Annotated in this window: 16 protein-coding genes, 4 tRNA genes, 3 rRNA genes and 1 riboswitch; of the genes, 19 read left to right on the top strand and 4 right to left on the bottom strand. The window is 53.6% G+C overall.

Annotation, left to right across the window (positions count from 1 at the left end; translation table 11 throughout):
- Positions 1 to 149: 149 nt before the first annotated feature.
- Positions 150 to 1,067 carry a DNA-binding transcriptional regulator OxyR gene (gene oxyR, locus ECL_RS25075; RefSeq protein ID WP_013099297.1) on the top strand — a complete coding sequence of 306 codons (918 nt, stop codon included), beginning with the start codon at positions 150 to 152 and terminating at the stop codon, positions 1,065 to 1,067.
- Here the strand turns inward: oxyR and sthA are convergent.
- Positions 1,050 to 2,450, bottom strand: a complete 1,401-nt coding sequence (gene sthA / locus ECL_RS25070) for a Si-specific NAD(P)(+) transhydrogenase (RefSeq protein ID WP_014833741.1) — start codon at positions 2,448 to 2,450, stop codon at positions 1,050 to 1,052. The two genes, oxyR and sthA, sit on opposite strands and share 18 nt — an antisense overlap.
- A gap of 196 nt (positions 2,451 to 2,646) precedes the next feature.
- Here sthA and fabR point away from each other — a divergent pair, with 196 nt between their 5' ends.
- Both fabR and ECL_RS25060 read left to right on the top strand, forming a co-directional pair.
- Positions 2,647 to 3,285 carry an HTH-type transcriptional repressor FabR gene (fabR, locus tag ECL_RS25065; RefSeq protein ID WP_008501784.1) on the top strand — a complete coding sequence of 213 codons (639 nt, stop codon included), beginning with the start codon at positions 2,647 to 2,649 and terminating at the stop codon, positions 3,283 to 3,285.
- A 9-nt stretch (positions 3,286 to 3,294) separates the two neighbouring features.
- Positions 3,295 to 3,654, top strand: a complete 360-nt coding sequence (locus tag ECL_RS25060) for a YijD family membrane protein (protein WP_008501783.1) — start codon at positions 3,295 to 3,297, stop codon at positions 3,652 to 3,654.
- A gap of 79 nt (positions 3,655 to 3,733) precedes the next feature.
- Here ECL_RS25060 and trmA read toward each other — a convergent pair whose 3' ends face one another.
- A complete protein-coding gene (gene trmA, locus ECL_RS25055) occupies positions 3,734 to 4,834 on the bottom strand; it encodes a tRNA (uridine(54)-C5)-methyltransferase TrmA (RefSeq protein WP_013099295.1) in 1,101 nt (366 codons plus the stop codon).
- A gap of 104 nt (positions 4,835 to 4,938) precedes the next feature.
- Positions 4,939 to 5,114, top strand: a riboswitch (cobalamin riboswitch).
- A 66-nt stretch (positions 5,115 to 5,180) separates the two neighbouring features.
- Here trmA and btuB point away from each other — a divergent pair.
- The 9 genes from btuB (at position 5,181) to ECL_RS25010 (ending at position 13,515) form a co-directional block, all read left to right on the top strand.
- Complete coding sequence (gene btuB / locus ECL_RS25050) at positions 5,181 to 7,034, top strand: TonB-dependent vitamin B12 receptor BtuB (RefSeq protein ID WP_013099293.1); 1,854 nt, start codon at positions 5,181 to 5,183, stop codon at positions 7,032 to 7,034.
- The gene (murI, locus tag ECL_RS25045; protein ID WP_032618543.1) at positions 6,979 to 7,830 is read left to right on the top strand and encodes a glutamate racemase; all 852 of its coding nucleotides are present in this window, start codon (positions 6,979 to 6,981) and stop codon (positions 7,828 to 7,830) included. The genes btuB and murI overlap by 56 nt, the downstream gene beginning before the upstream one ends.
- A gap of 357 nt (positions 7,831 to 8,187) precedes the next feature.
- A 16S ribosomal RNA gene (locus ECL_RS25040) occupies positions 8,188 to 9,735 on the top strand.
- Positions 9,736 to 9,804: 69 nt separating this feature from the next.
- A tRNA-Ile gene (locus ECL_RS25035) sits at positions 9,805 to 9,881 on the top strand.
- 36 nt (positions 9,882 to 9,917) lie between these two features.
- A tRNA-Ala gene (locus tag ECL_RS25030) sits at positions 9,918 to 9,993 on the top strand.
- Between the two features lie 172 nt (positions 9,994 to 10,165).
- Positions 10,166 to 13,074: ribosomal RNA gene (locus ECL_RS25025) — 23S ribosomal RNA — on the top strand.
- A 64-nt stretch (positions 13,075 to 13,138) separates the two neighbouring features.
- Positions 13,139 to 13,254 (top strand): 5S ribosomal RNA (gene rrf / locus ECL_RS25020).
- The 16S, 23S and 5S rRNA genes sit together here with 4 tRNA genes alongside, the layout of an rRNA operon.
- A gap of 55 nt (positions 13,255 to 13,309) precedes the next feature.
- Positions 13,310 to 13,386, top strand: a tRNA-Asp gene (locus ECL_RS25015).
- A gap of 53 nt (positions 13,387 to 13,439) precedes the next feature.
- A tRNA-Trp gene (locus ECL_RS25010) sits at positions 13,440 to 13,515 on the top strand.
- A gap of 102 nt (positions 13,516 to 13,617) precedes the next feature.
- Here the strand turns inward: ECL_RS25010 and hdfR are convergent.
- The gene (gene hdfR, locus ECL_RS25005) at positions 13,618 to 14,436 is read right to left on the bottom strand and encodes an HTH-type transcriptional regulator HdfR (RefSeq protein WP_044159155.1); all 819 of its coding nucleotides are present in this window, start codon (positions 14,434 to 14,436) and stop codon (positions 13,618 to 13,620) included.
- 87 nt (positions 14,437 to 14,523) lie between these two features.
- Between hdfR and ECL_RS25000 the strand changes: the two genes are divergently transcribed.
- A protein-coding gene (locus ECL_RS25000) for an IS3 family transposase (protein ID WP_087776199.1) occupies positions 14,524 to 15,731 on the top strand; the annotation gives its coding sequence in 2 pieces (ribosomal slippage) (positions 14,524 to 14,845 and positions 14,845 to 15,731; 1,209 coding nt in all).
- 178 nt (positions 15,732 to 15,909) lie between these two features.
- Positions 15,910 to 16,248, top strand: a complete 339-nt coding sequence (locus ECL_RS24995; protein ID WP_013099290.1) for a MaoP family protein — start codon at positions 15,910 to 15,912, stop codon at positions 16,246 to 16,248.
- 32 nt (positions 16,249 to 16,280) lie between these two features.
- On the opposite strand, the gene ECL_RS24990 is transcribed toward ECL_RS24995, so the two are convergent.
- Positions 16,281 to 17,801: a YifB family Mg chelatase-like AAA ATPase gene (locus ECL_RS24990; RefSeq protein ID WP_013099289.1), complete on the bottom strand. Its 1,521-nt coding sequence runs from the start codon at positions 17,799 to 17,801 to the stop codon at positions 16,281 to 16,283.
- Between the two features lie 341 nt (positions 17,802 to 18,142).
- On the opposite strand from ECL_RS24990, the gene ilvL reads away from it, so the two are divergent.
- The 5 genes from ilvL (at position 18,143) to ilvE (ending at position 21,235) form a co-directional block, all read left to right on the top strand.
- Entirely contained in the window at positions 18,143 to 18,241 is a 99-nt protein-coding gene (ilvL, locus tag ECL_RS24985) for an ilv operon leader peptide (RefSeq protein WP_023620831.1), read from the top strand.
- 86 nt (positions 18,242 to 18,327) lie between these two features.
- Positions 18,328 to 18,378: a peptide IlvX gene (ilvX, locus tag ECL_RS24980; protein ID WP_102046757.1), complete on the top strand. Its 51-nt coding sequence runs from the start codon at positions 18,328 to 18,330 to the stop codon at positions 18,376 to 18,378.
- Between the two features lie 2 nt (positions 18,379 to 18,380).
- Positions 18,381 to 20,027, top strand: coding sequence for an acetolactate synthase 2 catalytic subunit (ilvG, locus tag ECL_RS24975; protein ID WP_013099288.1), 1,647 nt, complete (start codon positions 18,381 to 18,383; stop codon positions 20,025 to 20,027).
- Complete coding sequence (gene ilvM, locus ECL_RS24970) at positions 20,024 to 20,287, top strand: acetolactate synthase 2 small subunit (protein WP_003860184.1); 264 nt, start codon at positions 20,024 to 20,026, stop codon at positions 20,285 to 20,287. The genes ilvG and ilvM overlap by 4 nt, the downstream gene beginning before the upstream one ends.
- Positions 20,288 to 20,305: 18 nt before the next feature.
- On the top strand, positions 20,306 to 21,235 hold the full coding sequence (gene ilvE / locus ECL_RS24965) for a branched-chain-amino-acid transaminase (protein ID WP_013099287.1): 930 nt from the start codon (positions 20,306 to 20,308) through the stop codon (positions 21,233 to 21,235).
- The last annotated feature ends 21 nt before the right edge of the window (positions 21,236 to 21,256 follow it).

The following is a 21,256-nucleotide window of genomic DNA, read 5'->3' as shown; positions in this document are numbered from 1 at the left end:
AAACTCGCTGACGGTGCGGGGACGTCAAGGGTCAAACACGTGCCGCCTCGTCTATGTGGTGTATTATTCAACAGAATGCTTGATAGGGATAATCGTTCGTTGCTATGCTATCTATCGCCATGAACTATCGTGGCGACGGAGGATGAATAATGAATATTCGTGATCTTGAATACCTGGTAGCGTTAGCCGAGCATCGCCACTTTCGCCGTGCGGCAGATTCCTGCCACGTCAGCCAGCCTACGCTGAGCGGTCAGATCCGCAAGCTGGAAGATGAGCTGGGCGTGATGCTGCTGGAGCGCACCAGTCGTAAAGTGCTGTTCACTCAGGCGGGTTTGCTGCTGGTGGATCAGGCGCGCACCGTGCTGCGCGAGGTCAAAGTGCTCAAGGAAATGGCAAGTCAGCAAGGGGAGACCATGTCCGGCCCGCTGCATATTGGCCTGATCCCAACCGTTGGTCCGTACCTTCTGCCGCACATCATTCCGATGCTGCACCAGACGTTCCCGAAACTCGAAATGTATCTGCATGAAGCGCAAACCCATCAGCTGCTGGCACAGTTAGATAGCGGCAAGCTCGACTGCGCCATTCTGGCGCTGGTAAAAGAGAGCGAAGCCTTTATCGAAGTGCCGTTGTTTGACGAGCCGATGATGCTGGCGATCTACGAAGATCACTCGTGGGCGAACCGCGATCGCGTGCCGATGGCCGATCTGGCCGGTGAAAAGCTGCTGATGCTGGAAGACGGTCACTGCCTGCGCGATCAGGCCATGGGCTTCTGTTTTGAAGCGGGAGCGGATGAAGATACCCATTTCCGCGCAACCAGCCTGGAAACGCTGCGTAATATGGTGGCGGCGGGAAGTGGTATTACGTTGCTGCCTGCGCTGGCCGTGCCGCGCGAGCGTAAACGTGACGGTGTGGTTTACCTGCCGTGCATTAAACCAGAGCCACGTCGTACTATAGGTCTGGTTTATCGTCCGGGGTCACCGCTGCGCAGCCGCTATGAGCAGCTGGCAGAGGCCATCCGTGGTGCGATGGATGGCCATTTTGACAACGCGTTAAAACAGGCGGTTTAAACCGTTCAGCGCGGCAACCCGATAGGCTTCCGCCATGGTCGGGTAGTTAAAGGTGGTGTTAACGAAGTACTCAATGGTGTTACCGCCACCTTTTTGCTCCATTATCGCCTGGCCGATATGAATGATTTCCGCCGCGCGTTCACCAAAGCAGTGAATACCGAGGATCTCTTTCGTCTCACGATGGAACAGGATCTTCAGCGTTCCCACGCTCATGCCAACAATTTGTGCCCGTGCCAGATGTTTAAACTGGGCGCGACCCACCTCGTAAGGCACCTTCATGGAGGTCAGCTGCTGCTCGGTTTTCCCCACGGAGCTGATTTCCGGAATGGTGTAAATCCCCGTTGGAATGTCTTCGATCAGATGCGCCGTCGCTTCGCCTTTTACCAGCGCCTGCGCCGCAATGCGCCCCTGGTCATAGGCCGCGGAAGCGAGGCTCGGGTAACCAATCACGTCACCGACCGCGTAAACGTGCGGCAGGGCAGTCTGGTACATGCTGTTAACCTTCAACTGACCACGGCTGTCCGTCTCCAGACCGATGTTTTCCAGCGCCAGTGAATCGGTGTTACCGGTACGGCCGTTAGCATACAGCAGGCAGTCGGCTTTCAGCTTTTTGCCGGACTTCAGATGCATGATCACGCCGTCGTCGCAGCCTTCGATCTTCTCGTACTCTTCGTTGTGGCGAATCACCACACCGCTGTTCCAGAAGTGGTAGGAGAGCGAGTCTGACATCTCCTGATCCAGGAAAGCCAGCAGGCGGTCGCGCGTGTTAATCAGATCAACTTTGACATCCATTCCGCGGAAGATAGACGCATATTCACACCCGATCACCCCCGCGCCATAGATAATCACATGGCGTGGTTCATGGTGCAGGCTGAGGATGGAATCGCTGTCGTAAATGCGTGGGTGTGAGAAATCCACGTCTGCCGGATGATACGGGCGGGAACCACAGGCGATAACAAATTTTTCAGCGGTGAGGGTTTCAACCGAACCGTCGTGACACTCCAGCGCCAGCGTATGTTCATCCACAAAATGCGCGTTACCCTGAAGAATTTCGCAATGGTTACGCTCGTAAAAACCCTGACGCATGCGTGTCTGCTGGTTAATAACGGTATCTGCGTGATTCAGGATATCGGCAAAAGAGGAACGAAGAAGTCGGGAGTGGTCGCTGTAAAGAGGGTTCTGGTTAAATTCAATAATGCGGCTAACGGCGTGGCGGAGGGCTTTGGAAGGGATGGTGCCCCAGTGGGTGCAACCGCCGCCAACATTATGGTAGCGCTCAATGACCGCTACTCTGGCTCCCTGTTTTACCAGACCCATAGCAGCGCCTTCGCCGCCGGGGCCGGAACCAATAACTATTGCGTCGTAATCGTAGGAATGTGGCATGGCAAGGCTTACCTGTTCTTATACATAAAAGCAACAGAATCATAACATCATTGCCAGGGTAACCCAATTATCGTTGTGCTTTTTTCCGGCAGTGGAGCACAAAGCGCGCGTAAACAATCATTCACAAAGCCAGGTAAACAGATTAATTTTATTCTCTGGTATAGTGCCATCAGACCTTTGGAAGGATTCAACTATTGTGATGGGCGTAAGAGCACAACAAAAAGAGAAAACCCGGCGTTCGCTGGTGGAAGCTGCATTCAGTCAACTGAGTGCTGAGCGGAGTTTTGCCAGTTTGAGCCTGCGTGAAGTCGCACGCGAGGCCGGGATTGCGCCAACGTCCTTCTATCGCCATTTCCGTGATGTGGATGAACTGGGTCTGACCATGGTCGACGAGAGTGGGCTCATGCTGCGCCAGCTGATGCGCCAGGCGCGGCAGCGTATCGCGAAAGGCGGTAGCGTTATCCGTACCTCCGTGTCGACCTTTATGGAATTTATCGGCAATAACCCCAACGCGTTTCGCCTGTTGCTGCGCGAGCGTTCAGGAACGTCAGCCGCATTTCGTGCCGCTGTCGCGCGTGAAATTCAGCATTTCATTGCGGAACTTGCCGACTATCTTGAACTCGAAAACCATATGCCGCGTGCGTTCACCGAAGCACAGGCTGAAGCGATGGTGACGATTGTTTTCAGTGCAGGTGCCGAAGCGCTGGATGTCAGCATTGAACAACGTAAGCAACTCGAAGAGCGACTGGTATTGCAGCTCAGGATGATTTCCAAAGGAGCGTACTACTGGTATCGCCGTGAACAAGAGAAACTGGCACATCAAACCGAAGAGTGAAGGTGAGTAATGAAACAGTCAGGTCAGGATAAAGGGACGCTGTTGCTGGCATTGATCGCTGGCTTATCCATTAATGGTACGTTTGCCGCTATTTTTAGCTCCATCGTACCTTTCTCGATTTTCCCGCTTATCGCCCTGGTGCTGACGGTTTACTGCCTGCACCAGCGTTATCTGAACCGCACCATGCCGGTGGGGTTACCGGGTCTGGCCGCTGCCTGCTTTATTCTGGGTGTGTTGCTGTACAGCACGGTGGTGCGCGCAGAGTACCCGGATATCGGCTCTAACTTCTTCCCTGCTGTTCTGTCTGTGGCGCTGGTGTTCTGGATTGGCTCTCGCATGCGCAGCCGCAAGAGCCAGTTGCCAGAGTAAGGAATTATTTGTAGGGCAGGTAAGCGAAGCGCCACCTGCCAAAAACGCCGGATGGCGCTACGCTTATCCGGCCTACAGATCACCGTGCGGTAAGTAAAACACCGCACTCCATATGGTGCGTATACGGGAACTGATCGAACAGCGCCAGACGTTCAACCTTGTGCGTCTGGCTTAATGTTTCCAGGTTTTTGCACAGCGTTTCCGGGTTACAGGAAATGTACAAAATACGCGGGTATGCCTGCACCATCTTCTCGGTTTCGCTGTCCAGGCCACTGCGCGGCGGATCGACAAAAATCGTCTCGCACTGATAGCCCTTCAGATCGATCCCCTCAAGACGGTTAAATTCGCGCACGCCGTTCATGGCCTGCGTAAACTCTTCTGCTGCCATACGAATAATCTGCACGTTGTCGATATGGTTGGCGGCAATGTTGTACTGCGCGGCCGCAACGGACGGTTTGGCAATTTCCGTTGCCAGTACGCGCTCGAAATTGCGCGCCAGTGCCAGCGAGAAGTTGCCATTCCCACAGTACAGCTCAAGCAGATCGCCCTTTGACCCTTCGGTCGCTTTCAGCGCCCACTCCAGCATTTGCACGTTCATCGCCGCGTTAGGTTGGGTGAAGCTGTTCTCTACCTGACGGTAAACCATCTCTTTTCCTGCCACCGACAGGCGCTCATCGATGTAATCCTGATCCAGCATGATTTTGGTTTTTGTCGCGCGGCCAATCAGGTGAACGTTGATGTTTTGCGCCCGCAGCGCATCGCGCAGCGCTTCTGCCTGCTCGCGCCACTCGTCGTTAAGCGCCTTGTGGTACAGCAGAGAGACAATGGCCTGATTGCTTTGGGTGGTCAGGTAGTCAATCTGGAACAGCTTATGGCGCAGCACCGGGTTGTTGCGCACACCGTCAATCATCAGAGTCATGAGCTGGTTAATCAGCTCACTCGCCGCCGGGAAGCTGTTAACCCGGATACGGGATTTAGTCTGCTGATCGAAAATGATGTGATACAGGTCGTCGCCATCGTGCCAGATGCGGAACTCGGCGCGCATACGGTAGTGGCTGACGGGGGAACGGAACACCTCAGGAACGGGCGCGTTGAAAGGCGTCATCATACTTTGCAGGCGGACAACTTTCTCTGCCAGCTGTGCGTCGTACTGTTCTGTCGGGAGGTGTTCGGGGGTCATGATGCGTCCTGAGTGATAAAGAATTACGCGGGGATTGTAGGGATTGTGCAGTGGATGTCCAGATTTAATGGCTAATAGCTATCTGGACATCTATACGTGTCTAATTGTAGCATTCTGTTTCCGGTCTCCTGAGAGTGAAAAGGGAATCCAGTGTAAATCTGGAGCTGACGCGCAGCGGTAAAGACTGGCGGGATGAGAGTTGCAGACACTGTGAAAATGGGAAGTCTTCATCCACAAAACGCCACCCAGCCCGAAGACCTGCCGGGATCACGTCGCATTTGGTTTCATCATCGCGTGCTATAGATGAGGCCTGCGGCATCCTTCTTATATTGTGGATGCTTTAACAATGATTAAAAAAGTATCGCTGTTAACGGCGTTGTCCGTTACGGCATTTTCGGGCTGGGCGCAGGATAGCGCTGACTCGTTGGTGGTGACAGCAAATCGTTTTGAACAACCGGCAAAAACAGTTCTGGCACCGACGTCCGTGGTGACGCGTGAAGATATTGAGCGCTGGCAGGCAAAGAGCGTTGTGGAGATTATGTCACGTCTGCCGGGCGTAGATATCGCGCAAAGCGGTGGCCTGGGTGCCACCTCTTCTACCTTTATTCGCGGCACTGAATCCCGTCATGTTCTGGTCCTGATTGACGGTGTACCGTTGAACAGCGCCGGGATTAGCAACGTTCCCGATCTGAGCCAAATCCCAACCTCGCTGATTCAGCGAATCGAATACGTCCGTGGCCCGCGTTCTGCGCTGTATGGCTCCGACGCGATTGGCGGCGTGATTAACATCATCACCGGGCGTGATAAGCCGGGTGCGGAAATCTCAGCGGGCGTCGGCTCTAAGGGCTACCAGACCTATGATGGCGCTTTCCAGCAGGTGCTGAATAAAACCAAAATCACTATGGCGGGTAACTACACCTATACCCGCGGCTTTGATATTGCTGCCCAGGATGCGCCGCGCCAGCCTGACCGCGATGGTTTTATGAGTAAATCGTTGTACGGCTCCGTGGAACAGCAAATTACCGACAGCGTGAGCGGATTCTTCCGTGGCTTTGGTTATGACAACCGCACCGCGTATGACGGTTACGATCATTACGACGCCAATTTTATGGTGGATGGACGACCTGATACTCGTCAGCTTTACAGCCAGAACTGGGATACCGGTTTGCGTTACAGCCAGGGGATTTTCCAGTCACAGCTGGTGGCGGGTTACGGCCGCAGTAAAGATCAGAACTATGATCCGAAGAAAGGGCGCTACGCTGATTCCGCAACCATGGATGACGTGAAGCAGTACACCACCCAATGGCTCAACACTATAGAAGTTGGCCATGGCAATATCGGTACAGGCCTGGACTGGCAAAAGCAGAAGACGCAGGCCGGGACCGGTTACCTGGAAAAAGGTTACGAGCAACGTAATACCGGCGTGTTCGCGTCTGCGATGCAGCAGTTCAACAGCGTGACGCTGGAAGCGGCGGCGCGTAATGACGACAACTCCAACTTTGGCAACCATGGCACGTGGCAAACCAGCGCAGCGTGGGAGTTTGTGGATGGCTATCGCGTGATTGCCTCCTACGGCACCGCTTTTAAAGCACCGACGATGAGCCAGATCCACAGCGCTTCTTACGGCAATCCGGACCTTAAACCGGAGGAGAGTAAACAGTGGGAAGGGGGCTTTGAAGGCCTGACGGGACCGGTCAACTGGCGTATCACCGGTTATCGTAATGATATTGATAACCTGATCAGCAGCGATCCGCATACGTATCGGTACTACAACGTTGACGAAGCGCGTATTAAAGGTGTGGAAGCGACGGCACAGTTCGAAACTGGACCGGTTGGACACCAGATCTCCTATGATTATGTTGACCCGCGTAACGCCAAAACTCATGAAGTGCTGGCCCGCCGTTCTAAGCAGCAGGTTAAGTATCAACTTGACTGGCAGGTATGGGATCTCGACTGGAACCTCGCTTACCGTTACCTCGGCACCCGCTATGATGTCGCAATCGATCCAGACACGTATGCGTCAGAACGCGTGAAAATGGGCGGGGTAAGCCTGTGGGATGTCGCAGTTTCATATCCTGTCACCTCTCACCTTACAGTTCGTGGTAAAATAGCCAACCTGTTCGATAAAGATTACGAGACAGTTTATGGCTACCAAACTGCAGGACGGGAATACACCTTGTCTGGCAGCTACACCTTCTAATCCGCGTCCCACCGTGCTGGTATTTGATTCCGGCGTCGGTGGGCTTTCGGTCTATGATGAGATTCGGCATCTCCTGCCGGATCTCCATTATATCTACGCCTTCGATAACGTCGCTTTCCCTTATGGGGAGAAGAGCGAGGACTTTATTGTTGAGCGTGTCGTTGAAATCGTCACCGCGGTACAGCAGCGTTATCCTCTGGCGCTGGCGGTCATCGCCTGTAATACGGCAAGCACGGTATCGCTGCCAGCCTTGCGCGCAAAATTTCAGTTCCCGGTTGTGGGCGTGGTTCCCGCAATAAAGCCTGCTGCGCGCCTGACTGCGAATGGTATTGTGGGTCTGCTGGCTACGCGCGGCACGGTGAAGCGTCCTTATACGCGTGAATTGATCGATCGTTTTGCCAATGAATGTCAGATCGCGATGCTCGGTTCGGCAGAGCTGGTGGAGATGGCTGAAGCGAAGCTGCATGGCAAGACGGTGCCACTTGAGGAGCTGCGTCGTATTCTTCGCCCGTGGCTGCGTATGCCTGAACCGCCGGATACCGTCGTTCTGGGCTGCACTCATTTCCCGCTCTTACAGGAAGAATTGTTAGAAGTACTGCCGGAGGGGACGCGTCTGGTGGATTCCGGTGCGGCTATTGCCCGTCGTACTGCCTGGCTGCTGGAACATGAAGCGCCGGATGCCAAATCTGCCGATGCGAATATCGCGTTTTGTATGGCACTAACAAACGAGACTGAACAACTTTTACCCGTTTTGCGCCGTTATGGGTTTGAAACGCTCGAAAAACTCGCGCTGTAGCACGGTTTTGAGCAAAAAAGAGACGGTTGAACGTTTTTTTTTAAAGAGGGGTTGTCAACGTCTGAGAACTCCCTATAATGCGCCTCCACTGACACGGAACAACGGCACACACGCCGCCGGGTCAGCAGAGAAAAGCAAATTAAACACTTGACTCTGAAGCGGGAAGGCGTAATATGCACACCCCGCGCCGCAGCGAAAACGAAGCGGCACTGCTCTTTAACAATTTATCAGACAATCTGTGTGGGCACTCAAAGTGACATGGATTCTTAACGTCGCAAGACGAAAAATGAATACCAAGTCTCAACGAGTGAACACGTAATTCATTACGAAGTTTAATTCATTGAGCATCAAACTTTTAAATTGAAGAGTTTGATCATGGCTCAGATTGAACGCTGGCGGCAGGCCTAAACACATGCAAGTCGAACGGTAGCGACAGAGAGCTTGCTCTCGGGTGACGAGTGGCGGACGGGTGGAGTAATGTCTGGGAAACTGCCTGATGGAGGGGGATAACTACTGGAAACGGTAGCTAATACCGCATAACGTCGCAAGACCAAAGAGGGGGACCTTCGGGCCTCTTGCCATCAGATGTGCCCAGATGGGATTAGCTAGTAGGTGGGGTAACGGCTCACCTAGGCGACGATCCCTAGCTGGTCTGAGAGGATGACCAGCCACACTGGAACTGAGACACGGTCCAGACTCCTACGGGAGGCAGCAGTGGGGAATATTGCACAATGGGCGCAAGCCTGATGCAGCCATGCCGCGTGTATGAAGAAGGCCTTCGGGTTGTAAAGTACTTTCAGCGGGGAGGAAGGTGTTGTGGTTAATAACCGCAGCAATTGACGTTACCCGCAGAAGAAGCACCGGCTAACTCCGTGCCAGCAGCCGCGGTAATACGGAGGGTGCAAGCGTTAATCGGAATTACTGGGCGTAAAGCGCACGCAGGCGGTCTGTCAAGTCGGATGTGAAATCCCCGGGCTCAACCTGGGAACTGCATTCGAAACTGGCAGGCTGGAGTCTTGTAGAGGGGGGTAGAATTCCAGGTGTAGCGGTGAAATGCGTAGAGATCTGGAGGAATACCGGTGGCGAAGGCGGCCCCCTGGACAAAGACTGACGCTCAGGTGCGAAAGCGTGGGGAGCAAACAGGATTAGATACCCTGGTAGTCCACGCCGTAAACGATGTCGATTTGGAGGTTGTGCCCTTGAGGCGTGGCTTCCGGAGCTAACGCGTTAAATCGACCGCCTGGGGAGTACGGCCGCAAGGTTAAAACTCAAATGAATTGACGGGGGCCCGCACAAGCGGTGGAGCATGTGGTTTAATTCGATGCAACGCGAAGAACCTTACCTGGTCTTGACATCCACAGAACTTTCCAGAGATGGATTGGTGCCTTCGGGAACTGTGAGACAGGTGCTGCATGGCTGTCGTCAGCTCGTGTTGTGAAATGTTGGGTTAAGTCCCGCAACGAGCGCAACCCTTATCCTTTGTTTGCCAGCGGTCCGGCCGGGGAACTTCAAAGGAGACTGCCAGTGATAAACTGGAGGAAGGGTGGGGATGACGTCAAGTCATCATGGCCCTTACGACCAGGGCTACACACGTGCTACAATGGCGCATACAAAGAGAAGCGACCTCGCGAGAGCAAGCGGACCTTCATAAAGTGCGTCGTAGTCCGGATTGGAGTCTGCAACTCGACTCCATGAAGTCGGAATCGCTAGTAATCGTAGATCAGAATGCTACGGTGAATACGTTCCCGGGCCTTGTACACACCGCCCGTCACACCATGGGAGTGGGTTGCAAAAGAAGTAGGTAGCTTAACCTTCGGGAGGGCGCTTACCACTTTGTGATTCATGACTGGGGTGAAGTCGTAACAAGGTAACCGTAGGGGAACCTGCGGTTGGATCACCTCCTTACCTTAAAGAACCTGCCTTTGTAGTGCTCACACAGATTGTCTGATGAAAAACAGCAGTAAAAACCTCTACAGGCTTGTAGCTCAGGTGGTTAGAGCGCACCCCTGATAAGGGTGAGGTCGGTGGTTCAAGTCCACTCAGGCCTACCAAATTTGCACAGCAAATTTGAAGAGGTTGCAAACGATGGGGCTATAGCTCAGCTGGGAGAGCGCCTGCTTTGCACGCAGGAGGTCTGCGGTTCGATCCCGCATAGCTCCACCATCTTTTATTGCGAACACAAGAAAACTTCAGAGTGAACCTGAAAAGGTGCACTGCGAAGTTTTGCTCTTTAAAAATCTGGATCAAGCTGAAAATTGAAACGACACATCTTTAATGGTGTGTTCGAGTCTCTCAAATTTTCGCAATCATGAAGTGAAACATCTTCGGGTTGTGAGGTTAAGCGACTAAGCGTACACGGTGGATGCCCTGGCAGTCAGAGGCGATGAAGGACGTGCTAATCTGCGAAAAGCGCCGGCGAGGTGATATGAACCCTTGACCCGGCGATGTCCGAATGGGGAAACCCAGTGCAATCCGTTGCACTATCGTTAACTGAATACATAGGTTAACGAGGCGAACCGGGGGAACTGAAACATCTAAGTACCCCGAGGAAAAGAAATCAACCGAAATTCCCCCAGTAGCGGGCGAGCGAACGGGGAGCAGCCCAGAGTCTGAATCAGCTTGTGTGTTAGTGGAAGCGTCTGGAAAAGTCGCACGGGTACAGGGTGAAAGTCCCGTACACGAAAACACACAGGCTGTGAACTCGAAGAGTAGGGCGGGACACGTGGTATCCTGTCTGAATATGGGGGGACCATCCTCCAAGGCTAAATACTCCTGACTGACCGATAGTGAACCAGTACCGTGAGGGAAAAGGCGAAAAGAACCCCGGCGAGGGGAGTGAAAAAGAACCTGAAACCGTGTACGTACAAGCAGTGGGAGCACCTTCGTGGTGTGACTGCGTACCTTTTGTATAATGGGTCAGCGACTTATATTCTGTAGCAAGGTTAACCGTATAGGGGAGCCGAAGGGAAACCGAGTCTTAACTGGGCGTTAAGTTGCAGGGTATAGACCCGAAACCCGGTGATCTAGCCATGGGCAGGTTGAAGGTTGGGTAACACTAACTGGAGGACCGAACCGACTAATGTTGAAAAATTAGCGGATGACCTGTGGCTGGGGGTGAAAGGCCAATCAAACCGGGAGATAGCTGGTTCTCCCCGAAAGCTATTTAGGTAGCGCCTCGTGAACTCATCTTCGGGGGTAGAGCACTGTTTCGGCTAGGGGGCCATCCCGGCTTACCAACCCGATGCAAACTACGAATACCGAAGAATGTTATCACGGGAGACACACGGCGGGTGCTAACGTCCGTCGTGAAGAGGGAAACAACCCAGACCGCCAGCTAAGGTCCCAAAGTCATGGTTAAGTGGGAAACGATGTGGGAAGGCCCAGACAGCCAGGATGTTGGCTTAGAAGCAGCCATCATTTAAAGAAAGCGTAATAGCTCACTGGTCGAGTCGGCCTGCGCGGAAGATGTAACGGGGCTAAACCATGCACCGAAGCTGCGGCAGCGACGCTTATGCGTTGTTGGGTAGGGGAGCGTTCTGTAAGCCGTTGAAGGTGGCCTGTGAGGGTTGCTGGAGGTATCAGAAGTGCGAATGCTGACATAAGTAACGATAAAGCGGGTGAAAAGCCCGCTCGCCGGAAGACCAAGGGTTCCTGTCCAACGTTAATCGGGGCAGGGTGAGTCGACCCCTAAGGCGAGGCCGAAAGGCGTAGTCGATGGGAAACAGGTTAATATTCCTGTACTTGGTGTTACTGCGAAGGGGGGACGGAGAAGGCTATGTTAGCCGGGCGACGGTTGTCCCGGTTTAAGCATGTAGGCGGAGGTTCCAGGTAAATCCGGTACCTTTTAACGCTGAGGTGTGATGACGAGGCACTACGGTGCTGAAGTAACAAATGCCCTGCTTCCAGGAAAAGCCTCTAAGCATCAGGTAACACGAAATCGTACCCCAAACCGACACAGGTGGTCAGGTAGAGAATACCAAGGCGCTTGAGAGAACTCGGGTGAAGGAACTAGGCAAAATGGTGCCGTAACTTCGGGAGAAGGCACGCTGATATGTAGGTGAAGCCCCTGCGGGTGGAGCTGAAATCAGTCGAAGATACCAGCTGGCTGCAACTGTTTATTAAAAACACAGCACTGTGCAAACACGAAAGTGGACGTATACGGTGTGACGCCTGCCCGGTGCCGGAAGGTTAATTGATGGGGTTAGCGGTAACGCGAAGCTCTTGATCGAAGCCCCGGTAAACGGCGGCCGTAACTATAACGGTCCTAAGGTAGCGAAATTCCTTGTCGGGTAAGTTCCGACCTGCACGAATGGCGTAATGATGGCCAGGCTGTCTCCACCCGAGACTCAGTGAAATTGAACTCGCTGTGAAGATGCAGTGTACCCGCGGCAAGACGGAAAGACCCCGTGAACCTTTACTATAGCTTGACACTGAACACTGGTCCTTGATGTGTAGGATAGGTGGGAGGCTTTGAAGCGTGGACGCCAGTCTGCGTGGAGCCATCCTTGAAATACCACCCTTTAATGGCTGGTGTTCTAACGTAGACCCGTAATCCGGGTTGCGGACAGTGTCTGGTGGGTAGTTTGACTGGGGCGGTCTCCTCCCAAAGAGTAACGGAGGAGCACGAAGGTTAGCTAATCCTGGTCGGACATCAGGAGGTTAGTGCAATGGCATAAGCTAGCTTGACTGCGAGAGTGACGGCTCGAGCAGGTGCGAAAGCAGGTCATAGTGATCCGGTGGTTCTGAATGGAAGGGCCATCGCTCAACGGATAAAAGGTACTCCGGGGATAACAGGCTGATACCGCCCAAGAGTTCATATCGACGGCGGTGTTTGGCACCTCGATGTCGGCTCATCACATCCTGGGGCTGAAGTAGGTCCCAAGGGTATGGCTGTTCGCCATTTAAAGTGGTACGCGAGCTGGGTTTAGAACGTCGTGAGACAGTTCGGTCCCTATCTGCCGTGGGCGCTGGAGAATTGAGGGGGGCTGCTCCTAGTACGAGAGGACCGGAGTGGACGCATCACTGGTGTTCGGGTTGTCATGCCAATGGCACTGCCCGGTAGCTAAATGCGGAAGAGATAAGTGCTGAAAGCATCTAAGCACGAAACTTGCCCCGAGATGAGTTCTCCCTGAGACTTAAAGTCTCCTGAAGGAACGTTGAAGACGACGACGTTGATAGGTCGGGTGTGTAAGCGCAGCGATGCGTTGAGCTAACCGATACTAATGAACCGTGAGGCTTAACCTTACAACGCCCAAGATGTTTTGGCGAAGAGACAGATTTTCAGCCTGATACAGATTAACAGAATTTGCCTGGCGGCTTTAGCGCGGTGGTCCCACCTGACCCCATGCCGAACTCAGAAGTGAAACGCCGTAGCGCCGATGGTAGTGTGGGGTCTCCCCATGTGAGAGTAGGGAACTGCCAGGCATCAAATTAAGTAGTAAGCCGGTGCATCAATCCGGTGGTTACAGCAGTCTTCGGTGGAGCGGTAGTTCAGTCGGTTAGAATACCTGCCTGTCACGCAGGGGGTCGCGGGTTCGAGTCCCGTCCGTTCCGCCACTTATTAAGACATTAAGCCTGCCGATAAGGCAGGCTTAATGGCAAAAAACTTTAGGGGCGTAGCTCAGTTGGTAGAGCACCGGTCTCCAAAACCGGGTGTCGCGAGTTCGAGTCTCTCCGCCCCTGCCATATAGAATCCTTTGCTTCGGCAAAGGATTTTTTTTGCCTTCAACATGGCCAAAATCCCTTCCTAATCAAAAACTGCAGCCAGCCAGTATGCTGGCTGGTAAATCATTCCATAATATTGATTTTTAATAGATCTTTTATCTGCGATTGCTTATCGCTGTTCTGCAGCCAGATTGCATACAGCGGCCTGGAAAGCGTAGTGGAATCCAGTACGGTATGGAGTCCCGGTTTACTGTCTGCCCAGCAAACGGGTAACCACGTGCAGCCCTTTAGCAAGGAAAGCTGTTGGCAGGCGATCTCCGCTGAGCTGGTTGTTAACTGTGGAACATCGTCAGGGGCGATCAAACCGGTTTCATGCTGTTGAAAATCGGGGCCCCATTCAAGCCGCAGATAGGTTAGATCGGACTTCATCATCGCAGGCTCAGACGCATACAGAGCCAGACCAAACTGCCCAACAATCTGGCTGCTAAATTCGTCCATCTTGGGGGCTTCAGTGGTGATCAGCAGATCAAGCTGGCGCTCGTGAAGTTGCTTAACCAGCGACTGCCGTTGCGCAATTCTGGCCTCAAATTGCAAATGCCCATGCGAATGGTATAACCGCGAAAGCCACTGGCTGAGCATACATTCCCACAGGGAGGCGCTGGCCCCGATCGAGAACTCATTGTGCCTGGACGTATGAGCCACCTCTTTACGGGCCGCCTGCCAGGTATTCATCAACGTTTCTGCATACGGGAGCAGTTTCTCACCGGCCGGCGTTAAGCGGATATTGTTGCGGTGACGGGTAAATAGATTCACACCCAATTGATTTTCCAGCTGTCGAATACGAAAACTGACCGCTGACTGCGTCAGATAGAGGGCTTCAGCTGCTCGCCCGAAGTGGCGTGTCCTGCTCACTTCAAGGAAAGTTTTTAGCAATTCCGTGATGTAGCCCCCTGAAACACCAGACAGTAGCTGTATCTCCAGATAAGAGATAGGCTTGAATATATGTCTAACACTAACACCAATTTTGAGATGACCGGGATCCTGTTAGGGCAAGAAGTCCGTAAACGTAAAACTCCTCAGGAGAAGATCGCCATTATCCAGCAGACGATGGAGCCGGGTATGAATGTCTCCCATGTCGCCCGCCTGCATGGTATCCAGCCCAGCCTGCTGTTTAAGTGGAAGAAGCAATATCAGGAAGGCAGCCTCACCGCCGTTGCGGCTGGAGAGGAAGTCGTTCCTGCTTCTGAGCTTACTGCTGCTCTGAAGCAGGTCCGGGAGCTTCAGCGCCTTCTGGGCAAGAAGACGATGGAAGTTGAGATCCTGAAAGAAGCCGTGGAGTACGGTCAGTCGCGAAAATGGATAGCGCACGCGCCCTTGTTGCCAAAGGACGGGGAATAGCCATGGTCAGCCGGACCATGGGCGTGTCGCGTGCGCAACTGTCACTGCGGATTAACCGTTCTGCCGACTGGCAGGACAGGCGCTGTAACCGGCGTAATGAAGAAGCAGACGCAGAAATACTGTCGGCTATCCTCAACATTATCAGCGATATGCCGAGTTATGGTTATCGACGCGTGTGGGGCATCCTGCGCAAGCAACGTCGCACAGAGGGACAGCCACCTGTGAATGCCAAACGGCTTTACAGGATAATGAGCGAGCATAACCTGTTGTTGTTGCATCACAAACCAGAGCGACCGAAGCGTGAACATAAGGGCAAGATAGCGGTGGCAGAAAGCGATATGCGCTGGTGTTCAGATGGCTTCGAGTTCGGCTGCGACAACGGCGAAAAACTGCGGGTAACGTTCGCGCTGGACTGCTGCGACCGTGAGGCCATAGACTGGGCAGCAAGCACGGGAGGCTATGACAGTTCGACCGTGCAGGATGTGATGCTGAGGTCGGTGGAAAAGCGCTTCGGCGACAGGCTGCCCGACACAGCGGTGCAGTGGCTGACGGACAACGGTTCAGCATATACCGCGCATGAAACGCGGAGGTTCGCCAAAGAGCTGAATCTGGAGCCATGTACAACAGCGGTGAGCAGCCCGCAGAGCAATGGCATGGCCGAACGGTTCGTGAAGACGATGAAGGAAGACTATATCGCGTTCATGCCGAAACCGGATGTGAGAACAGCCCTGCGAAACCTTGCAGCGGCGTTCACGCATTACAATGAAAATCACCCGCATAGTGCGCTGGGATATCACTCTCCGAGAGAATACCGGCGGCAGCGGGCATCGTTAACTTAAGATACAAAAGCTGTCCGGAAATGGCGGGTCAAGATCAGTTTTTAGCAATTCCGTATCCACATCTTTCTCCACAAAATTATTTGTCGTTATGATTTAAATGTTTTGTTTTACACTCTGTCAAGCGTAACTAATACTCCGCGCCATAAATAGCTCGGCCAAAGAATTAGGAGCGTGTAGGATGGCGGAAAGCTTTACGACGACTAATCGTTTTTTCGACAATAAAAATTATCCACGCGGGTTCTCTCGTCACGGCGATTTCACCATCAAAGAGGCGCAATTGCTTGAGCGTCATGGTTATGCCTTTAACGAGCTGGATCTGGGTAAACGTGAGCCTGCGACTGAAGACGAAAAACAGTTTGTTGCTGTTTGTCGCGGTGAGCGTGAGCCGCAGTCTGAAGCAGAACGTGTATGGATCAAGTACATGGCACGCATCAAGCGTCCAAAGCGTTTCCATACGCTGTCTGGCGGTAAGCCGCAGATGGAAGGTGCTGAAGACTACACCGAGTCTGACGACTAAGTTGATGAGAAAAGGAGCTTCGGCTCCTTTTTTTATGCCAGTAATTTTTGCAGGTGCAGCAACAACCGATCTATGGCGCGATAGCTCAGCGCTTCCTGCAGATGGTGTCTTTCAATCTCTGGGTCTCCTTCCACATCGGCAATAGTGCGAGCCACTTTCAGCAGGCGCTGCCATGCACGGATCGAGAGCCCAAATCGCGTCAATGTCTCTTCAAGCCAGCAGGCATCCTCAGCCTTAAGATGGCAAAACTGCCGAATCTCAGCATTATCCAGACGCGCATTCAGCTTATGTTGACGAGCGTACTGTCGGGCCTGTGAGGCGATAACCCGTTCGCGAACCTTCGCTGTGCTCTCACCGCGTATCGTTGTCTGGCTGAGCAAACCAGGGGGCGGTAATGGGATCTCCAGGGATAAATCAAAACGATCGAGGAAAGGGCCTGACAGCTTCCCCAGATAGCGCAGCGTCTGCTCAGGCGTGCAGCGATTATGATTTCCCTGATAATGGCCTGATGGGCTGGGGTTCATGGCGGCAACCAGCTGGAACTGTGCCGGGTAGCTTATTTTGGCGCGCGTGCGGGAGATATGGATCTCGCCAGATTCGATAGGTTCCCGCAGGGCATCCAGTACGCGGCGTTCAAACTCAGGCAGTTCATCAAGGAACAGGATGCCATTGTGTGCCAGCGAGATCTCTCCCGGCCCCGGAATGGAGCCCCCTCCGACCATGGCCGTCAGGGAGGCACTGTGATGGGGAGAGCGAAAAGGGCGTCGTCGCCACTGTTTTTGCAATGATGCAGAGCTCACCAGGCTAAATATCGCTGCGCTTTCAAGTGCTTCATGATTATTGAGTGGTGGCAATAACCCGCTCAGCCTGCTCGCCAGCATGGTTTTCCCTGTTCCCGGCGGGCCAATCAGCAACAGGTTATGTCCTCCGGCTGCGGTGATCTCCAGTGCCCGCTTCCCCTGCTCCTGCCCGATAATATCGCTGAGGTCGTCCGGGCTTTCAGGCAGGATATCTCCGGTTTCCTCTGGCTCGGAGAGCGTATGTCGGCCTTCAAGGTGCGCGCAGACTTCCTGCAAATGCCCCGCGACCAGGCACCCTTTCTCGGCAATCAGGCTCACTTCTGAGGCATTTTCATTGGCTACAATAATTTGTCGACCAGCATGAATGGCTTCCAGCGCACCAGAGATGGCGCCAGGAACGCCTCTTAACGCGCCTGTAAGCGCCAGTTCGCCAATGAACTCGTACGAGCCTAGCCTCGCTGTGTTGAGCTGCTCAGAGGCTGCGAGAAGCGCAATAGCGATAGGTAAATCGTATCGTCCGCCCTCCTTGGGCAGATCCGCGGGGGCAAGATTGATCGTAATCTTCTTTGCGGGGAAGGTATAACCGCTATTGATAATTGCGCTGCGAACCCGATCTCTGGCTTCTTTGACCGTGGTTTCTGGCAAGCCGACAAGCGTTAGCCCAGGGAGCCCATTACTCAGATGAACCTCCACAGAAATAAGCGGTGCCTTTACTCCGATAGCCGCGCGCGTGTAAACAACTGACAGTGACATAAGCACCTCCTCAGTGAGTCACTATGTCAGTATTGATTTTGCCTGTTGAGCGTCAGTTGGCTGATTTACGACGCTCATTCCTGCTTTTTAGCGACATAGTGTAACTATTTCACTCATTCGGAAGCTATCTCGCAAAGAGAAGGACGGAACGTTGCAGAGCGCTAAAACACGCCAAAAAAATGAAAAATATTCACTCTCTAATTTCCTTATATAAAACAAAGCTTTTCAGGAATATGATTTGCCTGCTAATCAAATCCGTCATAAATAAATCTTGTGTTTGGTTTGATAACTGTGATAACTCTTTAGGCATTCCTTCGAACAAGATGCACAAAGAACTGAAAATGACAGCCCTTCTACTAGTGATTAGCCTGGTCGTGATTAGCGTGGTGGTGATTATTATCCCACCGTGCGGGGCTGCACTTGGACGAGGAAAGGCTTAGAAATCAAGCCTTAACGAACTAAGACCCCCGCACCGAAAGGTCCGGGGGTTTTTTTATGACTAAAAAACTTAAACGAGGAGCAGAGAATGACAAATAGCACAAAATTCTGTTTCTCCCGATTTATGACGGGGAACTAACTATGAATGGGGCACAGTGGGTAGTACATGCGTTGCGCGCACAGGGAGTCGAAACCGTCTTTGGTTATCCGGGAGGCGCAATTATGCCGATTTACGATGCACTGTATGACGGCGGCGTGGAACACCTCTTGTGCCGACACGAGCAGGGCGCAGCCATGGCGGCCATTGGCTATGCACGTGCCACCGGTAAAACGGGCGTCTGCATGGCAACGTCTGGACCGGGCGCCACAAACCTGATCACCGGTCTGGCTGACGCGCTGCTCGATTCCGTTCCCGTGGTGGCGATCACCGGCCAGGTGGCCTCACCCTTCATCGGTACCGATGCCTTCCAGGAAGTCGATGTGCTCGGCTTGTCGCTGGCCTGCACCAAACACAGCTTCCTCGTGCAGTCCCTCGAAGAACTGCCAGGCGTGATGGCGGAAGCGTTCCGTATTGCCAGCTCTGGCCGTCCTGGCCCGGTTCTGGTGGATATCCCGAAAGATATTCAGGTCGCACTCGGCGAGCTGGAACCGCACTTCTCCACCGTTGAAAGTGACGACGCGTTCCCACATGCGGAAGTCGAAGAGGCGCGTCGGATGCTGGCGCAGGCAGCCCAGCCGATGTTGTACGTCGGCGGCGGCGTTGGCATGGCACAGGCAGTTCCGGCCCTGCGCGAATTTATCGCGGTAACGCAAATGCCTGTCACCTGCACGCTGAAAGGGTTGGGCGCAGTGGATGCTGACTACCCATACTACCTGGGCATGCTGGGGATGCACGGCACCAAAGCGGCAAACCTGGCGGTGCAGGAGTGTGATTTGCTGATTGCCGTCGGTGCCCGTTTTGACGATCGCGTGACCGGCAAGCTGAATACCTTCGCGCCAAACGCCAAAGTTATCCATATGGATATCGACCCGGCGGAAATGAACAAACTGCGTCAGGCGCATGTTGCGCTGCAGGGCGATCTCAACACGTTGCTGCCGGCGTTACAGCAGCCTTTGAATATCGGCGAGTGGCGCCAGCACACGGCTGAAATGCGTGCCGAGCACGCCTGGCGTTACGACCATCCGGGTGAGGCCATCTATGCGCCGCTGTTGTTGAAGCAGTTGTCTGATCGTAAACCGGCAGACAGCGTAGTGACGACCGATGTCGGCCAGCACCAGATGTGGTCTGCGCAGCACATGACCTACACCCGCCCGGAAAACTTCATCACCTCCAGCGGATTAGGCACGATGGGCTTCGGCCTGCCTGCCGCGGTGGGTGCTCAGGTTGCGCGTCCAAACGATACGGTCATTTGTATCTCCGGTGACGGCTCCTTCATGATGAACGTTCAGGAGTTGGGCACCGTTAAGCGTAAACAATTGCCGCTGAAGATCGTGTTGCTCGATAACCAGCGTTTAGGGATGGTGCGCCAGTGGCAGCAGCTGTTCTTCGAGGAGCGCTACAGCGAAACCACCCTGACTGATAACCCCGATTTCCTCACTCTGGCCAGCGCCTTTGGCATTCCTGGACAGCACATCACCCGTAAAGACCAGGTTGAAGCGGCACTCGACACCATGCTGTCAAGCGAAGGGCCTTACCTGCTTCATGTCTCAATCGACGAGCTTGAGAACGTCTGGCCGTTGGTACCGCCAGGTGCCAGTAACTCACAAATGCTGGAGAAATTATCATGATGCAACATCAGGTCGCCGTTCAGGCTCGCTTCAATCCAGAGACATTAGAACGCGTTTTGCGCGTAGTCCGTCATCGTGGCTTTCAGATTTGCTCTATGAATATGGAGACGGCCACTGACGCCCAAAACATCAGTATCGAATTAACCGTTGCCAGCCCGCGCCCGGTCGACTTACTGTTTAGTCAATTATCAAAGCTGGTGGATGTTGCCCATGTTGCCATCTGCCAGAGCACAACCACATCACAACAAATCCGCGCCTGAGCGTGACAGGAAGAGAAAATGACGACAAAAAAAGCTGATTACATTTGGTTCAATGGTGAGATGGTTCGTTGGGAGGATGCGAAGGTCCACGTGATGTCCCATGCGCTGCACTACGGTACGTCTGTGTTTGAAGGCATCCGTTGCTACGACTCTCACAAAGGGCCAGTGGTGTTCCGTCATCGTGAACATATGCAGCGTCTGCATGACTCAGCCAAAATTTATCGTTTCCCGGTTTCTCAGAGCGTTGATGAGCTGATGGAAGCCTGCCGCGAGGTGATTCGTAAGAACAACCTGACCAGCGCCTATATTCGTCCGCTGGTCTTCGTGGGTGACGTGGGCATGGGCGTAAACCCGCCAGCCGGTTACACCACAGACGTGATCATTGCTGCGTTCCCGTGGGGGGCGTACCTGGGTGCAGAAGCGCTGGAGCAAGGGATCGACGCAATGGTCTCGTCCTGGAACCGCGTGGCGCCTAATACCATCCCAACTGCGGCCAAGGCGGGCGGTAACTACCTCTCCTCACTGCTGGTCGGCAGCGAAGCGCGCCGCCACGGCTATCAGGAAGGCATCGCGCTGGATGTGAACGGTTATATCTCTGAAGGCGCAGGTGAAAACCTGTTTGAAGTGAAAGACGGTATCCTGTTCACCCCGCCGTTTACCTCTTCAGCCCTGCCGGGTATTACCCGTGACGCCATCATTAAGCTGGCGAAAGATCTGGGTATCGAAGTGCGTGAACAGGTTCTGTCCCGCGAATCCCTGTATCTGGCCGATGAAGTCTTTATGTCCGGTACGGCGGCTGAGATCACGCCGGTTCGCAGTGTAGACGGTATTCAGGTGGGCGCAGGCCGCTGTGGCCCGGTTACCAAACGTATTCAGCAAGCCTTCTTCGGCCTCTTCACCGGCGAAACAGAAGATAAATACGGCTGGTTGGATCAGGTTAATCAATAAGCATAAATATGGGACGGCACG

Origin of the sequence: Enterobacter cloacae subsp. cloacae ATCC 13047 (genome assembly GCF_000025565.1) — a bacterium.
GTDB classification, from domain to species: Bacteria; Pseudomonadota; Gammaproteobacteria; order Enterobacterales; family Enterobacteriaceae; genus Enterobacter; species Enterobacter cloacae.
This window is presented reverse-complemented; position numbering and strand designations above follow the sequence as displayed.

Excerpts from the sequence above, each read along its gene's own strand:
- oxyR (WP_013099297.1), top strand. The coding sequence starts at position 150 with ATGAATATTCGTGATCTTGAATACCTGGTAGCGTTAGCCGAGCATCGC.
- sthA (WP_014833741.1), bottom strand. The coding sequence starts at position 2,450 with ATGCCACATTCCTACGATTACGACGCAATAGTTATTGGTTCCGGCCCC.
- ECL_RS25060 (WP_008501783.1), top strand. The coding sequence starts at position 3,295 with ATGAAACAGTCAGGTCAGGATAAAGGGACGCTGTTGCTGGCATTGATC.
- trmA (WP_013099295.1), bottom strand. The coding sequence starts at position 4,834 with ATGACCCCCGAACACCTCCCGACAGAACAGTACGACGCACAGCTGGCA.
- btuB (WP_013099293.1), top strand. The coding sequence starts at position 5,181 with ATGATTAAAAAAGTATCGCTGTTAACGGCGTTGTCCGTTACGGCATTT.
- murI (WP_032618543.1), top strand. The coding sequence starts at position 6,979 with ATGGCTACCAAACTGCAGGACGGGAATACACCTTGTCTGGCAGCTACA.
- ECL_RS24995 (WP_013099290.1), top strand. The coding sequence starts at position 15,910 with ATGGCGGAAAGCTTTACGACGACTAATCGTTTTTTCGACAATAAAAAT.
- ECL_RS24990 (WP_013099289.1), bottom strand. The coding sequence starts at position 17,801 with ATGTCACTGTCAGTTGTTTACACGCGCGCGGCTATCGGAGTAAAGGCA.
- ilvL (WP_023620831.1), top strand. The coding sequence starts at position 18,143 with ATGACAGCCCTTCTACTAGTGATTAGCCTGGTCGTGATTAGCGTGGTG.
- ilvG (WP_013099288.1), top strand. The coding sequence starts at position 18,381 with ATGAATGGGGCACAGTGGGTAGTACATGCGTTGCGCGCACAGGGAGTC.
- ilvM (WP_003860184.1), top strand. The coding sequence starts at position 20,024 with ATGATGCAACATCAGGTCGCCGTTCAGGCTCGCTTCAATCCAGAGACA.
- ilvE (WP_013099287.1), top strand. The coding sequence starts at position 20,306 with ATGACGACAAAAAAAGCTGATTACATTTGGTTCAATGGTGAGATGGTT.